Here is a 17,159-nt window from a genome sequence, read left to right on the forward strand (position 1 = left end):
TCGTGTGGGCTTATTTACCCATCTTCACTTCGCTGACCCATTTATTGATCAACGCTTTACGGACATCCGTTGAACCGTATTTATCCATGTCATAGTTGATAAGCTTCAGGTCGTCGAGCTTCAGCGAGTTCGGCGAGGTTTCGGCGGTGGTATTGGTCAGGATCTGATAGGACTTGCCTTTCTTCCACGCCAGTTCCTGGGCGTCTTTTGACAGTACCCAATCGACAAACAGTTTGGCGTTGTCGAGGTTACGTGCCCCTTTCAGGATGCTGACGCCGCCGATTTCATAACCGGTACCTTCACACGGAGAGATCAGCTCCAGCGGTGCGCCCTGTTCTTTTTCCAGCGAGTAGTCATGCAGGAAGCCAATGCCGATGGCGGTTTCGCCACGAGCCGCGTTACGCGCCGGGGCAATACCGGATTTGGTGTACTGCGAGACGTTGGCGTTCAGTTGTTTCAGGTAATCAAAGGCCTGATCGTCACCCCAGAGTTGGGCGAAAGTGGCCAGTGCGGTGTAGGCCGTACCGGAGCTTTGCGGATCGGCAATCTGAATTTCACCTTTGTATTCCGGTTTGGTCAGGTCTTTCCAGCATTTCGGCACCGGCAGGTTTTTCTCTTTCAGGCGTTGAGTGTTTACGCCAAAACCGAGGATCCCCACGTAGACCGCTGACGAGAGGTTGCCTTTCACTTTCGCCGGATCGCGGAATTTCTCCATGACCTGTTCCAGGTTAGGGGATTTGTACGGCTGCAGCAGACCCATTTCACCGGCCTGAGATTGTGGATCCAACGTGCCGCCGTACCAGACGTCAGCCTGCGGGTTTTTCTTCTCGGCATCAACCTTCGCCAGCGTGCTGCCGGAGCCGTTGCGAATAAACGACGTTTTCACGTCATATTTTTCCCCAAAGGCTTTGGTTTCCGCTTCGCACATCTCGTTGGTGGCGCTGCAATACACCACCAGACGCCCTTTCGCGTGTGCGGCGCCCGATAAGGTCGCCAGCGCAACGGCGGAGGCAATCAGAGTAGAGGTAAGGGTCATTTTCATTGTTTTATCCTTTGACTGAGAGTGGTGGTGATGCCCGCCATCAGCAGCGGCATCAGCAGTAAACCCATAAGTACGGCGGCGACCGAGAGCAAACTGAACATCCCCGACCAGCCGTAGCGTTCAATGACCAGCGACAGAGGCCAGCCCGCCAGCGCTGCCCCCAGATAGGCGAACAGGCCGAGAAAACCAGTGATTGAGCCTGCAGCCGCTTTGTGTCCGCATTCCACCGCCGCCAGACCAATCAACATTTGTGGACCAAAGACAAAAAAGCCCACCGTAAAGAAACAGACAGCAAGCAGGGCGTAATGATGAACGGGTGCCAGCCATAGCGCGGCGACAGAGACCATCAGGCCCAGCGTAAACAGCAAAATCATCGGCGCCCGCTGACCGCTAAACAGCAGGTCCGACCCCCAGCCGGCAAACAGCGCGCCGAGGAGTCCGCCGACTTCAAACAGCATCACCGTGGCGTTGGCGCTGAGCAGGTTGACGCCGTGGCTTTCCGTCAGCCAGATGTTGCCCCAGTCGTTAAGCGCAATGCGGATCAGATAGACCAGTACATACGAAACGCCCAGCAGCCAGATCATCGGGTTTTTCAGCATCGTGGTACGCAGCATTTGCCACAGTCCCATCGGTGGACTCTGCTGCTCCTGGCGCAGCTCCAGCGGATCGTTGCGCCAGTTGCCGACGGACGGTAACCCCTCTTCCTGGGGCGTGCCTTTCAGTTGCAGCGCTAACCCCATTCCCAGCGCCATGCTAATTATCCCTGGCATCAGCATTGCGGCCTGCCAGCCCCACCAGTGGGCGGCGAAGGCGCTAATCAGCGGGATAATCGCCCCGCCAATGTTGATCGACATATTCCAGCAGCCCCACCAGAAGCCGCGTTCGTTACGCGAATACCAGTGGGTCAGCAGGCGAGCACAGGGCGGCCATCCCCAGCCCTGAAAAAAACCGTTCAGCGTCCAGACTGCCAGCAGCAGCGTCAGCGACTCGCCAAAAGCAAACACCACGTTCAACAGGCCAGTAGCGAACAGTCCCGCGCCCATAAACCAACGCTGTCCGTGGCTGTCATGCCACAACCCGGCGGTAAATTTCGACAGGCCGTAGGTCAGATAAAACAAGGAACCCAGCAGACCGATGTCACTTTTATCCAGCCCGAGATCGGTTTGCAGCGCTGGCAGCACGTAGTTAACGCTTTTACGCGTCAGGTAAAACGCGGCGTAACCGATGACCATGTACATCAGCAGCCGGGGACGCAGCGTCCGGTAACGTTGTGTGATGTCAGTTGCTGCGCCTGCGTGCATAGCCGTCTCCGTTTTGTTGACTATAAGAAAGAGAAACCGAAAGGGGATGAGAGAAAGTCCGGAGTGACTAAGACTTTTTCCTGGTCAGAAGGCGATTTGTTGCAAATTTGTGGGCAAGTTAACACTTACCCGCGTACCGTGCCGCGATTCCAGCGCCAGTTCACCCCCGAGGGCGCTGACCCGCTCGCGCATTCCCTGAATGCCAAAACCGGCTATCTTGTCTGCACTGATCCCCACGCCGTTGTCGGACACGTCCAGATGCAGCATATCTCCCTGCTGACGCAGAACAATTCGTACTTCGCTGGCCCCGGCGTGTTTACAGATGTTGTTGAGCAACTCCTGTAACAGTCGATAGAGAGTGAAGCGCACCGTTTCATTCTCGGGCGTGGCGGTAAGCTGATAGTCAAACTGGCAGTGAATGCCGCGTTCCGTAAAGGCAAACTCGTTGAGCAGGTGGAGCAGCGCCTCTTTGAACGACAGTTCGTCCAGCGCGGGTGGGCGAAGCTGGCGCAACAACTGGCGGGTGGAGTGATGGATTCGCCGGGCGAGATCGTTGATCTGGCTGGCGGCGGCCTGGGCTTGCGCCGGATCGTGCGCCCGTTTTACCAGTTGCGACTGGATCTGAATGGCGGTGATGTTCTGCCCAATCTCGTCATGCAGTTCGCGCGCCAGGCTCTTGCGCGTATCCTCTTCGGTATGCACCAGTTTCTCGGCCAGCGCGCGCCGCGCCGCCAGTTCCGCTTCCAGACGCCGGCGATAATGGTGCAGGTTTTGCGCCAGATGCTGCTGACGACTGATGGCGATCCCCAGACCAATACCGAGCAGTGACTGTGTCGCGAGAAAAATCTCCAGTTCAATCAGATTGCTGAAGCCCACGCCAATCTGGCGGGCGATGGTGATCATCATGCTGCCGAGTAGCCCCGAGAGCACGCCACCCTGCCAGCCGAATTTCCACGCCATCACCACGTTGGGCAGAAACACCACAATCAACAGCAGGCGTTCAATCTCTGGCGACAGCACCATCTGGGTGCCAATGCCAATGATAAAAAACAGGCTGCACCAGATGATGAGCGAGGTACGCAGCGGCGGGTTATTGGTGTCCAGACCCAGCAGGTGGTAGCGATGCTGCTGGCGCAGAAACTCGAAGATCAGATAAACGAACGGCGTCAGTAGCACGCCACCGGTAAACGATGCCAGCCCGAGCAGCATCGCCGGACTTTTGACAAACGGCGACAGCAGAGCGGCGTTGAGCAATGAGGCGGCTGTTACCGTGGCCAGCAACAGCGTCAGCCGCTGCCAGTAAAGAGGGAAACGGTACCAGAAAGCCTGTGCGAGGCTGGCGGGAATCATGCTGATAAGCGGTGTGGTCAGCAGAATATAACCATTGAGCAGTTGCTCGCTGTGCAGCCAGAACATCATCATCATCGGTGGCAGCACCAGCGCGAGCCAGTAGCGGCGTGAAAGCAGGATCAGCAGCGCCAGGTAGACGCCGTGCGGCAGGAACAGGGCCGCCTGCTGGCCGTTGTGGGTCAGATAAAAACCGAGCGTCCACAGCATCAGCCAGCCGGTGCCCCAGGCCAGCACAATAAACAGTGAGATGACGACGTGGCGGAGGTTGTGCGACATCAATGCCCCGCCAGTAACTGATGGTCGAGAGCGAAATGAACCAGATCGATGGTGCTGTGACAGTTCAGCTTGCCCAGCACGTTGGCGCGATGGACATGGACCGTTTTATGGCTGAGATCGAGTTTGAAGGCAATCTCCTTAACGCTGTCGCCTTTGACCAGTAAATCAAACACTTCCCGTTCGCGTGGTGTCAGAACTTCCAGTACCGGTGATGACGGTTCTCCACCACGCAACGCCCGCAGCGCATCCGCGCAGAGGTAATGTCCCCCCAGCCCAACGGAACGGACGGCCTGCACTAACTCTTCCGGCCCGCAGCGTTTGGTCAGATAACCGCTGGCTCCCGCATCCAGCGCGCTCTGCACGAAGGCTGGTGTGTCATAGATGCTAAGAATAATGGCGCGAAATTGCGGCCTCTGTGCCCGCAGGCGTTTCAGCAGGCTCAGACCGTTTTCGTCCGGCATGGCGATGTCCATCACCGCAACGTTAACGTCGTCCTGCAACAACGCAGGCCAGGCTTCCGCCGCGCTGCTATACTGGCCTGCGACGTCGAGGTCTTCTTCGAGACTGAGTAACTGCGCAAAGCCGGAACGCACCACCACATGGTCGTCCACCAGCACCACACGTATCATGATTTTGCTCTCTTGCCGGATAATGATCCTATGATGCCTGGCGCCGCTGGGCTGGCAATCAATCAGGTACAGTTATGGAATGAATGTAACAAAATGGCAATATTTGGGGGCGCTGGTGGTATGTGTTTTCATGTCATTTCATTAAAGGGGCCCGGGAAAGATTTCAGGCATTTCCATGTCACTTCATCAAAGGGTTCCGTTCGCTTTATGACTATTGCTTCTTTGGAACTTACTCACCCGCGAACGTGTTAAGGGCGTTCTCCGCCACGCCCTTAACAATCCCGGCTCCCGGCAAGGAAAATCGCCACTTCGTGGTCCATTCGCCTTATGTCGTCTGCCTTTCGGGTCGGGGTCGAGCCTGCATCCCTGCAGGCCGACCCCTCCGCCCGCTTCCCTGCGGGCGGACCCGGGCAGCCGTCAACGGTTCATCGATTTTCACGCCGGACCAATGGCACCGCTTCGATTCTCTGCTCTTCAGGTAAATTCATTTCGCTGTAAAAAAAGCAAACCGCAGAGATGGTCAGGTGTGGATGGGTCCGGCTGAAAATTGCCGACAATTTTCCTGCCGGGAGGCAGGATTGTTAAGGAGGCGGCGACGAGCCTCCTTAACACGTTCGCGGAAAATTTACGTCCAGAGAATCACGGTTCGTAGGGCGAACGGAACCCTTTGATGAAGTGACATGAAAACGTCTGTTCCACGGTTAGAAATACAAGGCGAACGGAACCGTTTGATACGGTGACATGAAAGTCATATCCCAACTAACCATTCCCACTTTTTTTCTAAAAACGCTTTGTTCTTAGCAAGAATTTTTAATTCCTTTATCAAATCCGGCCATAACGAAATACTGCCTCCATAACAAGACAGGGGAGCAGACACTATGGCCGTTTCATCGCGTAATACACTTCTTGCCGCACTGGCATTCATCACCTTTCAGGCGCAGGCGGTGAACGTCACCGTCGCGTATCAAACCTCCGCTGAACCGGCAAAAGTGGCCCAGGCGGATAACACCTTCGCCAAAGAGAGTGGGGCCACCGTCGACTGGCGTAAATTCGACAGCGGCGCGAGTATTGTGCGCGCCCTGGCCTCCGGCGACGTACAGATCGGCAATCTCGGCTCCAGTCCGCTGGCGGTCGCCGCCAGTCAACAGGTGCCGATCGAGGTTTTCCTGCTGGCGTCAAAACTCGGTAACTCCGAAGCTCTGGTGGTGAAAAAAACGATTGGTAAACCCGAGGATCTGATCGGCAAACGCATCGCGGTGCCGTTTATCTCCACCACCCACTACAGCCTGTTGGCCGCGTTAAAACACTGGGGGATTAAACCCGGTCAGGTGGAGATTGTGAACCTGCAGCCGCCAGCGATTATCGCCGCCTGGCAGCGCGGAGATATTGATGGTGCCTACGTCTGGGCACCTGCCGTTAACGCGCTGGAAAAAGACGGCAAGGTGCTGACCGACTCGGAAAAAGTCGGTGAGTGGGGCGCACCGACGCTGGATGTGTGGGTCGTGCGCAAAGACTTTGCCGAGAAGCATCCGGAGGTAGTGAAAGCCTTCGCGAAAAGCGCCATCGACGCGCAGCAGTCCTATATCGCCAATCCCGACGAATGGCTGAAGCAACCGGAGAACATCAGCAAGCTGTCGCGTCTGAGCGGCGTTCCGGAAGCCGATGTGCCGGGACTGGTAAAAGGCAATACCTATCTCACTCCCCAGCAGCAGACGGCTGAGCTAACCGGACCGGTAAACAAAGCGATTATCGACACCGCGCAGTTTCTGAAAGAGCAGGGCAAGGTGCCTGCGGTGGCAAGCGATTACAGCCAGTACGTCACCGACCGCTTCGTGCAATAAAGGAGGCGCTGATGCTGCAACTTTCTCATCTGTACGCCGATTACGGTGGTAAACCGGCGCTGGAAGATATCAATCTGACGCTCGACAGTGGTGAGCTGCTGGTGGTGCTGGGGCCTTCGGGATGTGGCAAAACGACGCTGCTGAACCTGATTGCCGGATTTGTACCGTATCAACACGGTAGCATTCAGCTGGCGGGAAAACGCGTTGACGGGCCGGGGGCAGAGCGCGGCGTGGTGTTTCAGCACGAAGGGCTGCTGCCGTGGCGCAACGTGCAGGATAACGTCGCGTTGGGTCTGCAACTGGCGGGCATCGGGAAAGCGCAGCGTGTCAGCATCGCTCAGGATATGTTGAAAAAAGTGGGGCTGGAAGGCGCGGGAAAACGCTTCATCTGGCAGCTTTCCGGCGGTCAGCGCCAGCGCGTTGGCATTGCCCGCGCGCTGGCGGCGAACCCACAGCTGTTGCTGCTGGATGAACCCTTTGGCGCGCTGGACGCCTTTACCCGTGAACAGATGCAAACCCTGCTGCTGAAACTCTGGCATGAGACCGGCAAGCAGGTGCTGCTGATAACACATGATATTGAAGAAGCAGTGTTTATGGCGACCGAACTGGTGCTGTTGTCACCAGGACCTGGCCGGGTGCTGGAGCGTCTGCCGTTGACCTTTGCCCGGCGCTTTGTGGCAGGCGAAGCGAGCCGCAGCATTAAGTCCGATCCGCAGTTTATCGCGACCCGCGAATATGTCTTAAGCCGCGTCTTTGAACAACGGGAGGCCTTCTCATGAGTGTGGTGATCAACGACAAACCGCGCCAACGGCCACTGAGATGGCGCTGGCCGTTCTCGCGCCAGATTACGCTGAGCCTGGCGACGCTAACGGTGATTCTGGCGGTGTGGTGGACGGTTGCCGCGCTGCAGCTGATAAGCCCGTTGTTTTTGCCGCCGCCGGACCAGGTGATGCAAAAGCTTATCACCATCGCTGGTCCGCAAGGATTTATGGATGCCACGCTGTGGCAGCATCTGGCCGCGAGTCTGACCCGCATCGTGCTGGCGCTGCTGGCTGCGGTGGCGTTCGGTATTCCGATCGGGATTGCGATGGGGCTCAGTCCGACGCTACGCGGCATTCTCGATCCGATCATCGAGCTTTATCGTCCGGTGCCGCCGCTGGCTTATCTGCCATTAATGGTTATCTGGTTCGGGATTGGCGAAACGTCCAAGATCCTGTTGATCTACCTGGCAATTTTTGCCCCGGTCGCCATGTCGGCGCTGGCGGGCGTGAAGAGCGCGCAGCAGGTACGGATCCGCGCCGCCCGATCGCTGGGCGCGAGCCGGGCGCAGGTACTGTGGCTGGTGATCCTGCCAGGCGCGCTGCCGGAGATCCTCACCGGATTACGCATCGGACTTGGCGTGGGCTGGTCGACGCTGGTGGCGGCGGAGCTGATTGCGGCAACGCGGGGGTTAGGGTTTATGGTGCAGTCGGCCGGTGAGTTTCTGGCGACCGACGTGGTGCTGGCGGGGATCGCGGTGATTGCGATTATCGCCTTTATTTTAGAACTGGGTCTGCGTGCGCTTCAGCGCCGTCTGACGCCCTGGCATGGAGAAGTCCAATGAGTGAACGTCTGAGCATTACCCCGCTGGGGCCGTACATCGGCGCACAGATCGCCGGGGCGGATTTGACCCGTCCGCTGAGCGACAATCAGTTTGAGCAGCTTTATCACGCGGTACTGCGCCATCAGGTGGTGTTCCTGCGCGAACAGGCCATTACGCCACAACAGCAACGGGCGTTGGCCCAGCGCTTTGGCGATCTGCATATCCATCCGGTCTATCCGCATGCGGAGGGCGTCGAGGAGATTATCGTGCTGGATACCCACAATGATAATCCGCCGGATAATGACAACTGGCACACCGACGTGACGTTTATTGAGACACCGCCTGCCGGGGCGATTCTGGCGGCAAAAGCGTTGCCGTCAACCGGGGGCGACACGCTGTGGACCAGCGGCATTGCGGCGTATGAGGCGTTGTCGGAGCCGTTTCGTCAGTTGCTGAGCGGTTTGCGGGCGGAGCATGACTTCCGCAAGTCCTTCCAGGAATACAAATACCGCAAAACAGAGGAAGAGCATCAGCGCTGGCGTGAAGCGGTGGCAAAGCATCCGCCGCTGGTGCACCCGGTGGTAAGAACCCATCCGATCAGTGGTAAACAGGCGCTGTTTGTGAATGAAGGCTTCACTACGCGCATTGTTGACGTCACGGAGAAAGAGAGTGAGGCGCTGCTTGGCTTTCTGTTTGCGCATATTACGAAACCGGAATTCCAGGTGCGCTGGCGCTGGCAGCCGAATGATGTGGCGATTTGGGATAATCGTGTGACGCAGCATTATGCGAACGCCGATTACCTGCCGCAGCGGCGTATTATGCACCGTGCCACGATTTTAGGGGATAAACCGTTTTATCGAGCGCCGTAATTTCCGCCTCGGGCCGGTATGTCATTGTCGGCCCGGTACGCGTCACGTCACCGGGCAATGGCGTGATAAATGTGCCTCAATATAGCGCTGATAACGGTTGGCCTTCAGACGGGTCAAATCCACCAATACCAAGCCATCTACGCAGTGGTTAAAATCCGGATCGCTGCCGAAATCGATGAACTGTACGCCGCCGGGTTCGCAGAGCTCTGAGTATTGCTTATAGAGTGGGGGAATACCGCAGCCCAGATTTCCCAGCAGCGACTTCAGCCGCGTCAGATCGTCGGCGTAGTCGCTACCGGTAAACTGCGCCAGCACATCCGGTAGCGAAGCGGGATACGGCTGGCGTGAGACGGCCAGCGGATGCGTGGGCGGGAACCACAGACGATAGAAGGCAACCAGCAGATCGCGCGCATCCGGCGGTAATCCTCCGGAGATAGACACGGGTCCGAACAGGTAACGATACTGCGGGTAACGCGCCAGGTATGCGCCGATTCCTGACCAGAGATAATCCAGCCCGCGACGTCCCCAGTAGCGCGGCTGAATAAAGCTACGTCCCAGTTCAATACCGTGTTTCATGATGTCCGCCATCTGCTCATCGTAATCAAACAGACTGTGACTGTAGAGTCCATCCAGCCCCTGCTTTTCCAGTTGTTGTGCGCAGGGGATAAACCGGTAAGCGCCGACGATCTCAAGATCCTCCTCGTCCCATAAGATCAAATGCAGATAGTCATCATCGTAGCGATCGATATCTCTGCGCTTGCCGCTCCCTTCACCCACGGCGCGAAAGGCGATTTCACGCAGTCGTCCCAGCTCGCGCAGGACCGTCGCTTCCTCTTGCCCGTTGCGCTGCCAGAGATAAATGTGCTTACCGTCGGCGGTTATTCCCAGACATTCCGCCTGTGCCAGCTCGCGTTTCAGTCGCGCTCTGTTTTCCGGCGGGGCGATTGTCGATTCGGTACGAAAGAGACCTGGTCGGCCTTTGCCCAACGCAATCACGTGCTCCCGGCACTTTTCCGCCTGCTCGCGCACGCTGCTTTTGCTGGTAGACCATTGCGTCCAGGCAATTTGTTGGCCTATACGTACGGGTAGCGTGCTGCCACGGCGGCGAAACATTTGCTGCATTAACAGCAGCAGCGTGGCGCGGGAAGAAACCAGTCCGCTGGCATAGAACAGCGGACTGTTATAGGCCTGAATATGTACCGGTAGCAGCGGCGTCCGGTACTTTTCTGCCATGCGGATAAACCCGGAGTGCCAGCGGCGTTCAGCGATTCCCTTTAGCGTCAGACGCGAAACTTCCCCTGCCGGGAAGAAAACCAGCGCGCCGCCGGTCTGCAGATGGCTATCCATTTGCTGTAACGACGATTTTGGCGTGCGTCCCTGAATATTATCGACCGGGATAAACAACGAACTCAGAGGTTCCAGATGGGAGAGCAGCCGGTTAGTCACCACTTTGATGTCGCGCCGTACGCGGGAGAGGGCATAGATGAGCGCCAGTCCATCCAGCGCCCCGGTAGGGTGGTTGGCAATAATGATCAGAGGGCCATTTTCGGGGATGTTTTCAATGTGGTGCTCGGGGATTTCACAACGTATTTGGAGATGTTCCAGGACTTGTTCCACCATATCCACGCCTTTCAGATGGCAATGGCGGGCGGCAAACAGCTGGAACTCTTTTTCATACAATACGCGTTGTAACACCTTTTTCTGCCAGGGCGTGGTTCTCGCCTCGGGCCAAAGGTCGCTGAGTACGTTATCGAGACTGAACATCACAACACCTCCTTCTTCCTGTGCTGACAGTAGAAGCGGTAAGTGTCGCTGGTATGACGTTTGGGTGACGTTTTGGGGAAAGGCCGGATGGCGAGGCCACCCGGCATGTTCAGGGAAAACTTAACGCAGGATTTTTTTCTCTGCCAGATCCAGTGCGAAGTAGCTGAAGATCAGATCCGCGCCTGCGCGTTTGATAGCGCCTAAGCTTTCCAGTACCACTTTTTCTTCATCAATGGCGCCTGCCATAGCGGCAAATTTGATCATCGCGTATTCGCCGCTGACCTGATACGCGCCGAGCGGCAGCTCTGTGCGCTCACGAATGTCACGCAGTACGTCAAGATAGGCCCCCGCCGGTTTCACCATCAGGCAGTCCGCGCCCTGTGCTTCATCAAGCAACGATTCGCGAATCGCTTCACGGCGGTTCATCGGGTTCATCTGGTAAGTTTTGCGATCGCCTTTCAACGCCGTGCCCGCCGCTTCGCGGAACGGACCATAGAACGACGAGGCAAATTTGGTGGAGTAGGACATGATGGCGGTGTCGGTAAAGCCTGCGGCATCCAGCGCCTGGCGAATCGCCTGCACCTGACCATCCATCGCCGCGGAAGGGGCGATGAAATCTGCGCCTGCGGCGGCCGCGACAACCGCCTGTTTACCCAGGTTTGCCAGCGTGGCATCGTTATCGACGCCGTGTTCACACAGCACGCCGCAGTGGCCGTGGGAGGTATATTCGCAGAAGCAGGTGTCTGACATCACGATCATTTCTGGTACGGTCTGCTTGCAGATACGCGACATCCGCGCCACCAGACCGTCTTCCTTCCAGGCATCGCTACCGGTGTCATCGGTATGGTGTGAGATGCCAAAGGTCATGACGGAACGAATACCGGCGTTGGCAATACGCTCAATCTCGCGCGCCAGGTGTTTTTCCGGGATGCGCATGACGCCGGGCATGGCCTCAATCGCTTTGTAGTCGTCGAGTTCTTCTTCAACAAAGATCGGCAACACCAGATCGTTCAAGCTGAGTGTTGTCTCTTCAAACATGGCACGTAGCGCTGCAGATTTGCGCAGACGGCGAGGGCGATGGATTAAGTCTGTCATGGGATGCCTGATGCTTGTGAAAGTGAAGGCCATAGTATACCTGAAGCCGCGGGCGAGTGTTTTACGAAAATGGGCCTTATGGTTTTGTTTTATTAATAAATAAAAGAAATTGCATGGCAATTTTTTAATATGAATAGCTAAAAATTCATATTTGAAAGTGTGATTGTTATTCGTTTGGTTATTTTGAATATCTATTTATTTGAGTTTTTATGTATTTAGGTTGGCTGGTTTTTTATTTTTTTTCGTTATTATCAATACTCGCTGTATTAAGTATTGATTTATTATATGTATCCTTGTCTTTTTCCTTTTTATTGTATTGATTTATAAGTTATTTTTTATTTTTCAACTGAGTGTTTCCCTGGTTTTTATTATTGTCCGTTTTCGGACTACGGATAAAGAATAATTGAACCTTTCATTGTGGACACCGCATAATCCTCTTCGCGAAACATAATGTTTTCTATGCATTGATATTGATGGATCAACACTATTACGTCCCTGAGGAGGGATGACAAATGCACTCCTGGAAAAAGAAACTTGTAGTCTCACAATTAGCATTAGCCTGCACTTTGGCAATCACTTCTCAGGCGAATGCTTCAACTGATATTTCTGGCAAGACGTACACCACCTTTGAACACCTTAACGACGCGACTTATGCGGATGGTGTGTACTACGATGGCTATGTCGGCTGGAATAACTACGGCACCGATAGCGTGTATAACGGAGACATCTATCCGGTCATCAATAACGCGACCGTTAACGGTGTGATTTCAACGTACTATCTGGATGATGGTCTGACGACCAACACCAACAGTAACAGCCTGACGATTAAAAACAGTACTGTTCACGGAATGATTACCTCACAGTGCATGACGGAGGATTGTGCCGGACGTGATGCGACCGGCTATGTTTATGATCGTCTGGCGCTGACCGTTGATAACTCAACTATCGACGACAACTACGAACATTATACTTACAACGGCACCCATACCGACGGCACTGCAGATACGCATGTGGTTGATGTCTACAACCTGGGCACCGCGATCACTCTAGATCAGGAAGTTGACCTGGCTATCAGCAACAACTCCCATGTTGCCGGTATTACCCTGACTCAGGGTTATGAATGGCAGGATGTTGACGATAATACCGTCAGCACTGGCGTAAACAGCAATGAAGTGTTCAATAACACCATTACGGTGAAGGACTCTACCGTGACCTCAGGCTCATTGTCTGACGAAGGCACCACGGGTTGGTTCGGCAATAACGGTAACGCCAGCGATTACAGCGGTACAAACACCGCAGATGATATTGCATTAGCTGTGATTGCAAATCCGGCGGCAGACAATGCGATGCAGACCACCGCAACTTTCAGTAATTCTACGCTGATGGGCGATGTGGTTTTCTCCAGCAACTTTGACGAAAACTTCTTCCCGAACGGCGCTGATAGCTATCGTGATACCGATGCAAATGTGGATACCAACGGCTGGGATGGCACCGATCGTCTGGATCTGACATTAGATAACGGTAGTAAATGGGTGGGTGCGGCGATGTCCGTCCACCAGGTCGATACCGATGGCGACGGTGTGTATGACAGCGTTGCTGCGGGTACTGACGCGACTGCTACGCTGATTGATATCGCGTCTAACAGCCTGTGGCCGACCTCAACGTATGGCATTGATAACGGCGACACCGCCTATGACGAAAATGGTCATGTTGTGGGTAAAGAGGTTTATCAAAGCGGTCTGTTCAACGTCACGCTGAAGAATGGTTCACAGTGGGATACCACCAAAACCTCTCTGATTGATACGCTGAGCATCAACAGCGGTTCTGTGGTGAACGTCGGCGATTCATCGCTGGTTTCTGACACCATTGGCCTGACCGGTGGCGCAGCGCTGAACATTAACGAAGATGGTCATGTCGCGACAGATACCCTGACGGTTGACAACAGTACCGTGACTATTGCTGATGATGTGGCTTCAGGCTGGAGCGTGGGTGATGCTGCGCTGTATGCCAACACCATTAAGGTCACAAACGACGGTGTTCTGGATGTCGGTAACAGCGCGGACTATGCGCTGCAGACGGATACCCTGAATCTGACCAGCACCACCGATGCGGGTGGCAATGTGCATGCCGGTGTATTTGACATTCACAGCAACAACTACGTTCTGAACGCTGATCTGGTCAACGATCGCACTGCAGACACCAGCAAGTCTAACTATGGTTACGGTGTTATCGGCATGAATTCCGATGGTCACCTGACGATTAATGGTAACGGCGATGCTTACACCGCTGATCTGTCTGAAGTGGATAACGCGGGCGACGGCATTGCGGCGGCAACCGGTAACTACAAAGTGCGTATCGATAACGCCACGGGTGCAGGCTCCATTGCCGATTACAAAGGCAAAGAGCTGATCTACGTTAACGATAAGAACAGCACCGCGACTTTCTCTGCGGCCAATAAAGCAGACCTGGGGGCGTACACGTACCAGGCTCAGCAGCAGGGTAATACAGTTGTTATGCAACAGATGGAGCTGACTGACTATGCCAATATGGCGCTGAGCATCCCGTCTGCGAACACCAATACCTGGAACCTGGAGCAGGATACCGTTGGAACACGTCTGACCAACTCTCGCCACGGTCTGGCGGATAACGGCGGCGCATGGGTAAGCTACTTCGGCGGCGGTTTCAGCGGCGACAATGGCACCATCAATTACGACCAGGATGTCAACGGCATCATGGTGGGTGTGGATACCAAAGTTGATGGTAACAACGCTAAATGGATTGTTGGTGCGGCAGCCGGTTTCGCTAAAGGCGACATGAGCGACCATACCGGCCAGGTAGATCAGGATAGTCAGTCTGCTTACCTGTACTCCTCTGCCCGATTTGCCAATGACGTCTTTGTGGATGGCAACCTGAGCTACTCTCACTTCAACAACGATCTGTCTGCCAATATGAGTGACGGTCAGTATGTCGATGGCAACACGTCAACAGATGCCTGGGGCTTCGGTTTGAAAGTGGGCTACGACTGGAAAGTGGGTGACGCGGGTTATGTTACGCCGTATGGCAGCGTGTCAGGTCTGTTCCAGTCTGGTGACGACTATCGTTTGAGCAACGACATGCATCTTGACGGTCAGTCTTACGACAGCATGCGCTATGAACTGGGTGTGGATACGGGCTATACCTTCACCTATAGCCAGGATCAGGCTCTGACGCCTTACTTCAAACTGGCGTACGTGTATGACGATCAGGGCAACCATGCGGATGTCAACGGCGATTCAATCGACAATGGCACCAAAGGTTCAGCGGTTCGCGTTGGGCTGGGTACGCAGTTCAGCTTTACCAAGAACTTCAGCGCGTATACCGATGCGAACTACCTTGGCGGCGGCGATGTTGATCAGGACTGGTCGGCTAACGCAGGCGTTAAATATACCTGGTAATCATTCCCTTACGGAAATGGATATCGCGTCGTTAATCTAAAAAATGCCCGTCAAGAATTTGGCGGGCATTACTGCAAGGAACGCGCAGATGTTATCTCTGAATAAACCGTTAAAAGAATTTGCTCAGCTTGATAAGTCGTTGTCAAAATTTGGGACACGTTTTGAATATGTCCATGCAAAACATCTTCTTTATTCCACTGAAAAGAATCCCGACACGACGGTAGTGATTCTGGAAGGGATCATCTCATTAAGACGTAATGAACATATTCTTGTGGGTATCGCCCAGGCCCCTTTCATTATGGGATTGAGCAATGGGGTGATGAAAAATGATGCTCATTATGATCTCATCAGCGAGGGAGTATGTTCAGGTTATCACCTGCCGTCGTTACAAGCTGTTGAGATTATTGAAGAATATCAGCTATGGCGTGAGGCGTTTTACTGGCTGACCTGGCAGAACCGTATCCTGCAGCAGCGCGATCGCCAGTTAATTGGTAATAATTCCTACGAACAGATCCGAACCACCCTTTTCTCGATGATTGAGTGGGATGAAGGTTTACGCTCAAAAATTGGGGTGATGAGTTATATTCATCAGCGCACGCAAATTTCGCGTTCCGTGGTAGCAGAGGTCCTTGCGGCGTTACGAAAAGGCGGCTACATCGAAATGAATAAAGGCAAACTGGTGGGAATAAACCGTTTGCCTTCTGATTATTAATTAAGACGCAGGAACCTCGCGCGGTGTATTTTCGCTCAGTTCAACCACCAGTTCGTTAATACCGTCGCTCATGCTTGTGAAGCGGGTGAGCGGAGAGCGAGTGACAACGACAAACGCACCCACATTTTTTTGCGGAATCATTGCCATATAGGTAATGAACCCTCCGCCACCGCCGGTCTTTTGAATAATGCCCGGGCGTCCATTCTTCGGCGCCATATAGACCCATCCTAAGCCCAACGCATCGGCCTTGCCGGGGACATCCATACCGGTTACCCGCGTTAACTGCGCGCGCTGATAAATCAACGTTTGCATTCTGTCGGCCTGATTACTGCGCTGGTAAAAATCAGAGGAAAGATACTGCTGCATCCAGCGCATCATATCCCCCGGCGTTGAATAAACCCCGCCGCTGCCGATGGCTGCCAGCGTGTTATTACACGGACTGGCCCCTTTCTCCGCGACCATCAGACGTTTGCACTGATCGGGAGAGGGAGTATAGGTCGTGTCTTTCATGCCCAGCGGGCGGGTGATTTTCTCTTCAAAAAGCTGGGCATAGGGTTTGCCGGAGGCGTTTGCCAGCGCATCCGCCAGCAGGTCGAACGCCAGATTGGAATAGGCCGCCTGTGAACCCGGAGCGGCTTTTAACGTCGCCGTGGAGAGATAGCTCCAGCGCTGTTCACGCGTCGGCCAGACAAATACCGGGCGCTTTGCCGCGCCGCCGGGTTGTTCACGGGGCAGTGCGCTGGTGTGCGTCGCCAGGTTGACCAGCGTGATCGGTTTTCCCTCATACGACGGTACGCGCGCGCCGACGGGGGCATATTTGCTCAGCGGATCGTTCAGTTTTACGGTGCCCTGATCGAGCAGTTTGACCAACATTTCACTGGTCATCAGTTTGGTGAGTGATGCAATGCGAATCACCGAATCCAGCTGCGGACGAACGTTATTGCCCGGACGGGTTTCACCGAAGCTGCGAAAAACACGCTGGTTTCCGTCGATCACGACGAGTGCCATCCCCGTCGCGCCGCTGCCATAAAAAATATGTTCGGCGTAACGTTCGACAATATCAGACGCAAAAACCGGTTCGGCAACAGGCTGAGCCGCCTGGACTGAGGTCAATGACGCCGCACACAGCGCGGCAGAAAAAAGCAGACTACGTTTCAACGGTGGTGTCCATGAATGAGAGTAAAAAACTAAGCGTATTTATACTACTGTACCGCCTGTTGCAAAGCGCTAATTAGAGCAAGGATAGTGAGAAAAACGTAACGAC

13 protein-coding genes are annotated in these 17,159 nt (G+C 54.7%); 6 read left to right on the forward strand and 7 right to left on the reverse strand.

Annotated features, from left to right (window positions below):
- Nucleotides 1–10: 10 nt before the first annotated feature.
- From KI228_RS05525 to KI228_RS05540, 4 genes are read right to left on the reverse strand one after another with little or no spacing between them, the layout of a single operon-like run.
- A complete protein-coding gene (locus tag KI228_RS05525) occupies nt 11–1,042 on the reverse strand; it encodes an ABC transporter substrate-binding protein (RefSeq protein ID WP_043001654.1) in 1,032 nt (343 codons plus the stop codon).
- Complete coding sequence (gene uhpC, locus KI228_RS05530) at nt 1,039–2,367, reverse strand: MFS transporter family glucose-6-phosphate receptor UhpC (RefSeq protein ID WP_224267591.1); 1,329 nt, start codon at nt 2,365–2,367, stop codon at nt 1,039–1,041. The genes KI228_RS05525 and uhpC overlap by 4 nt, the downstream gene beginning before the upstream one ends.
- Before the next feature lie 60 nt (nt 2,368–2,427).
- The gene (locus KI228_RS05535; RefSeq protein WP_061070486.1) at nt 2,428–3,969 is read right to left on the reverse strand and encodes an MASE1 domain-containing sensor histidine kinase; all 1,542 of its coding nucleotides are present in this window, start codon (nt 3,967–3,969) and stop codon (nt 2,428–2,430) included.
- Nucleotides 3,969–4,598, reverse strand: coding sequence for a response regulator transcription factor (locus KI228_RS05540; RefSeq protein WP_061070485.1), 630 nt, complete (start codon nt 4,596–4,598; stop codon nt 3,969–3,971). The genes KI228_RS05535 and KI228_RS05540 overlap by 1 nt, the downstream gene beginning before the upstream one ends.
- 878 nt (nt 4,599–5,476) lie before the next feature.
- Between KI228_RS05540 and tauA the strand changes: the two genes are divergently transcribed.
- Genes tauA through tauD form a run of 4 tightly spaced genes read left to right on the forward strand, consistent with a single transcriptional unit; the run spans nt 5,477 to nt 8,890 of the window.
- Nucleotides 5,477–6,439, forward strand: coding sequence for a taurine ABC transporter substrate-binding protein (gene tauA, locus KI228_RS05545; protein ID WP_043001650.1), 963 nt, complete (start codon nt 5,477–5,479; stop codon nt 6,437–6,439).
- 11 nt (nt 6,440–6,450) lie between these two features.
- Nucleotides 6,451–7,218 (forward strand): taurine ABC transporter ATP-binding subunit, encoded by a 768-nt coding sequence (gene tauB, locus KI228_RS05550; protein ID WP_044268750.1) that lies wholly within the window; start codon nt 6,451–6,453, stop codon nt 7,216–7,218.
- Nucleotides 7,215–8,042 carry a taurine ABC transporter permease TauC gene (gene tauC / locus KI228_RS05555; RefSeq protein WP_061070484.1) on the forward strand — a complete coding sequence of 276 codons (828 nt, stop codon included), beginning with the start codon at nt 7,215–7,217 and terminating at the stop codon, nt 8,040–8,042. Before tauB ends, tauC begins: the two co-directional genes overlap by 4 nt.
- Nucleotides 8,039–8,890: a taurine dioxygenase gene (gene tauD, locus KI228_RS05560; protein WP_044328384.1), complete on the forward strand. Its 852-nt coding sequence runs from the start codon at nt 8,039–8,041 to the stop codon at nt 8,888–8,890. Before tauC ends, tauD begins: the two co-directional genes overlap by 4 nt.
- A gap of 42 nt (nt 8,891–8,932) precedes the next feature.
- Here tauD and olsF read toward each other — a convergent pair whose 3' ends face one another.
- Entirely contained in the window at nt 8,933–10,654 is a 1,722-nt protein-coding gene (gene olsF, locus KI228_RS05565; RefSeq protein ID WP_043001646.1) for a bifunctional ornithine lipid synthase OlsF, read from the reverse strand.
- A gap of 120 nt (nt 10,655–10,774) precedes the next feature.
- Nucleotides 10,775–11,749, reverse strand: coding sequence for a porphobilinogen synthase (gene hemB / locus KI228_RS05570; protein WP_043001645.1), 975 nt, complete (start codon nt 11,747–11,749; stop codon nt 10,775–10,777).
- A 512-nt stretch (nt 11,750–12,261) separates the two neighbouring features.
- Here hemB and ehaB point away from each other — a divergent pair.
- Nucleotides 12,262–15,183, forward strand: a complete 2,922-nt coding sequence (gene ehaB, locus KI228_RS05575) for an autotransporter adhesin EhaB (protein ID WP_044259058.1) — start codon at nt 12,262–12,264, stop codon at nt 15,181–15,183.
- Nucleotides 15,184–15,271: 88 nt separating this feature from the next.
- Nucleotides 15,272–15,895 carry a hydrogen peroxide resistance inhibitor IprA gene (iprA, locus tag KI228_RS05580; protein ID WP_061070483.1) on the forward strand — a complete coding sequence of 208 codons (624 nt, stop codon included), beginning with the start codon at nt 15,272–15,274 and terminating at the stop codon, nt 15,893–15,895.
- On the opposite strand, the gene ampH is transcribed toward iprA, so the two are convergent.
- Nucleotides 15,896–17,053, reverse strand: a complete 1,158-nt coding sequence (gene ampH, locus KI228_RS05585; RefSeq protein WP_044259053.1) for a D-alanyl-D-alanine-carboxypeptidase/endopeptidase AmpH — start codon at nt 17,051–17,053, stop codon at nt 15,896–15,898.
- Nucleotides 17,054–17,159: the final 106 nt, after the last annotated feature.

The sequence above is a fragment of the Citrobacter amalonaticus genome (assembly GCF_018323885.1).
Classification (GTDB): domain Bacteria; phylum Pseudomonadota; class Gammaproteobacteria; order Enterobacterales; family Enterobacteriaceae; genus Citrobacter_A; species Citrobacter_A amalonaticus.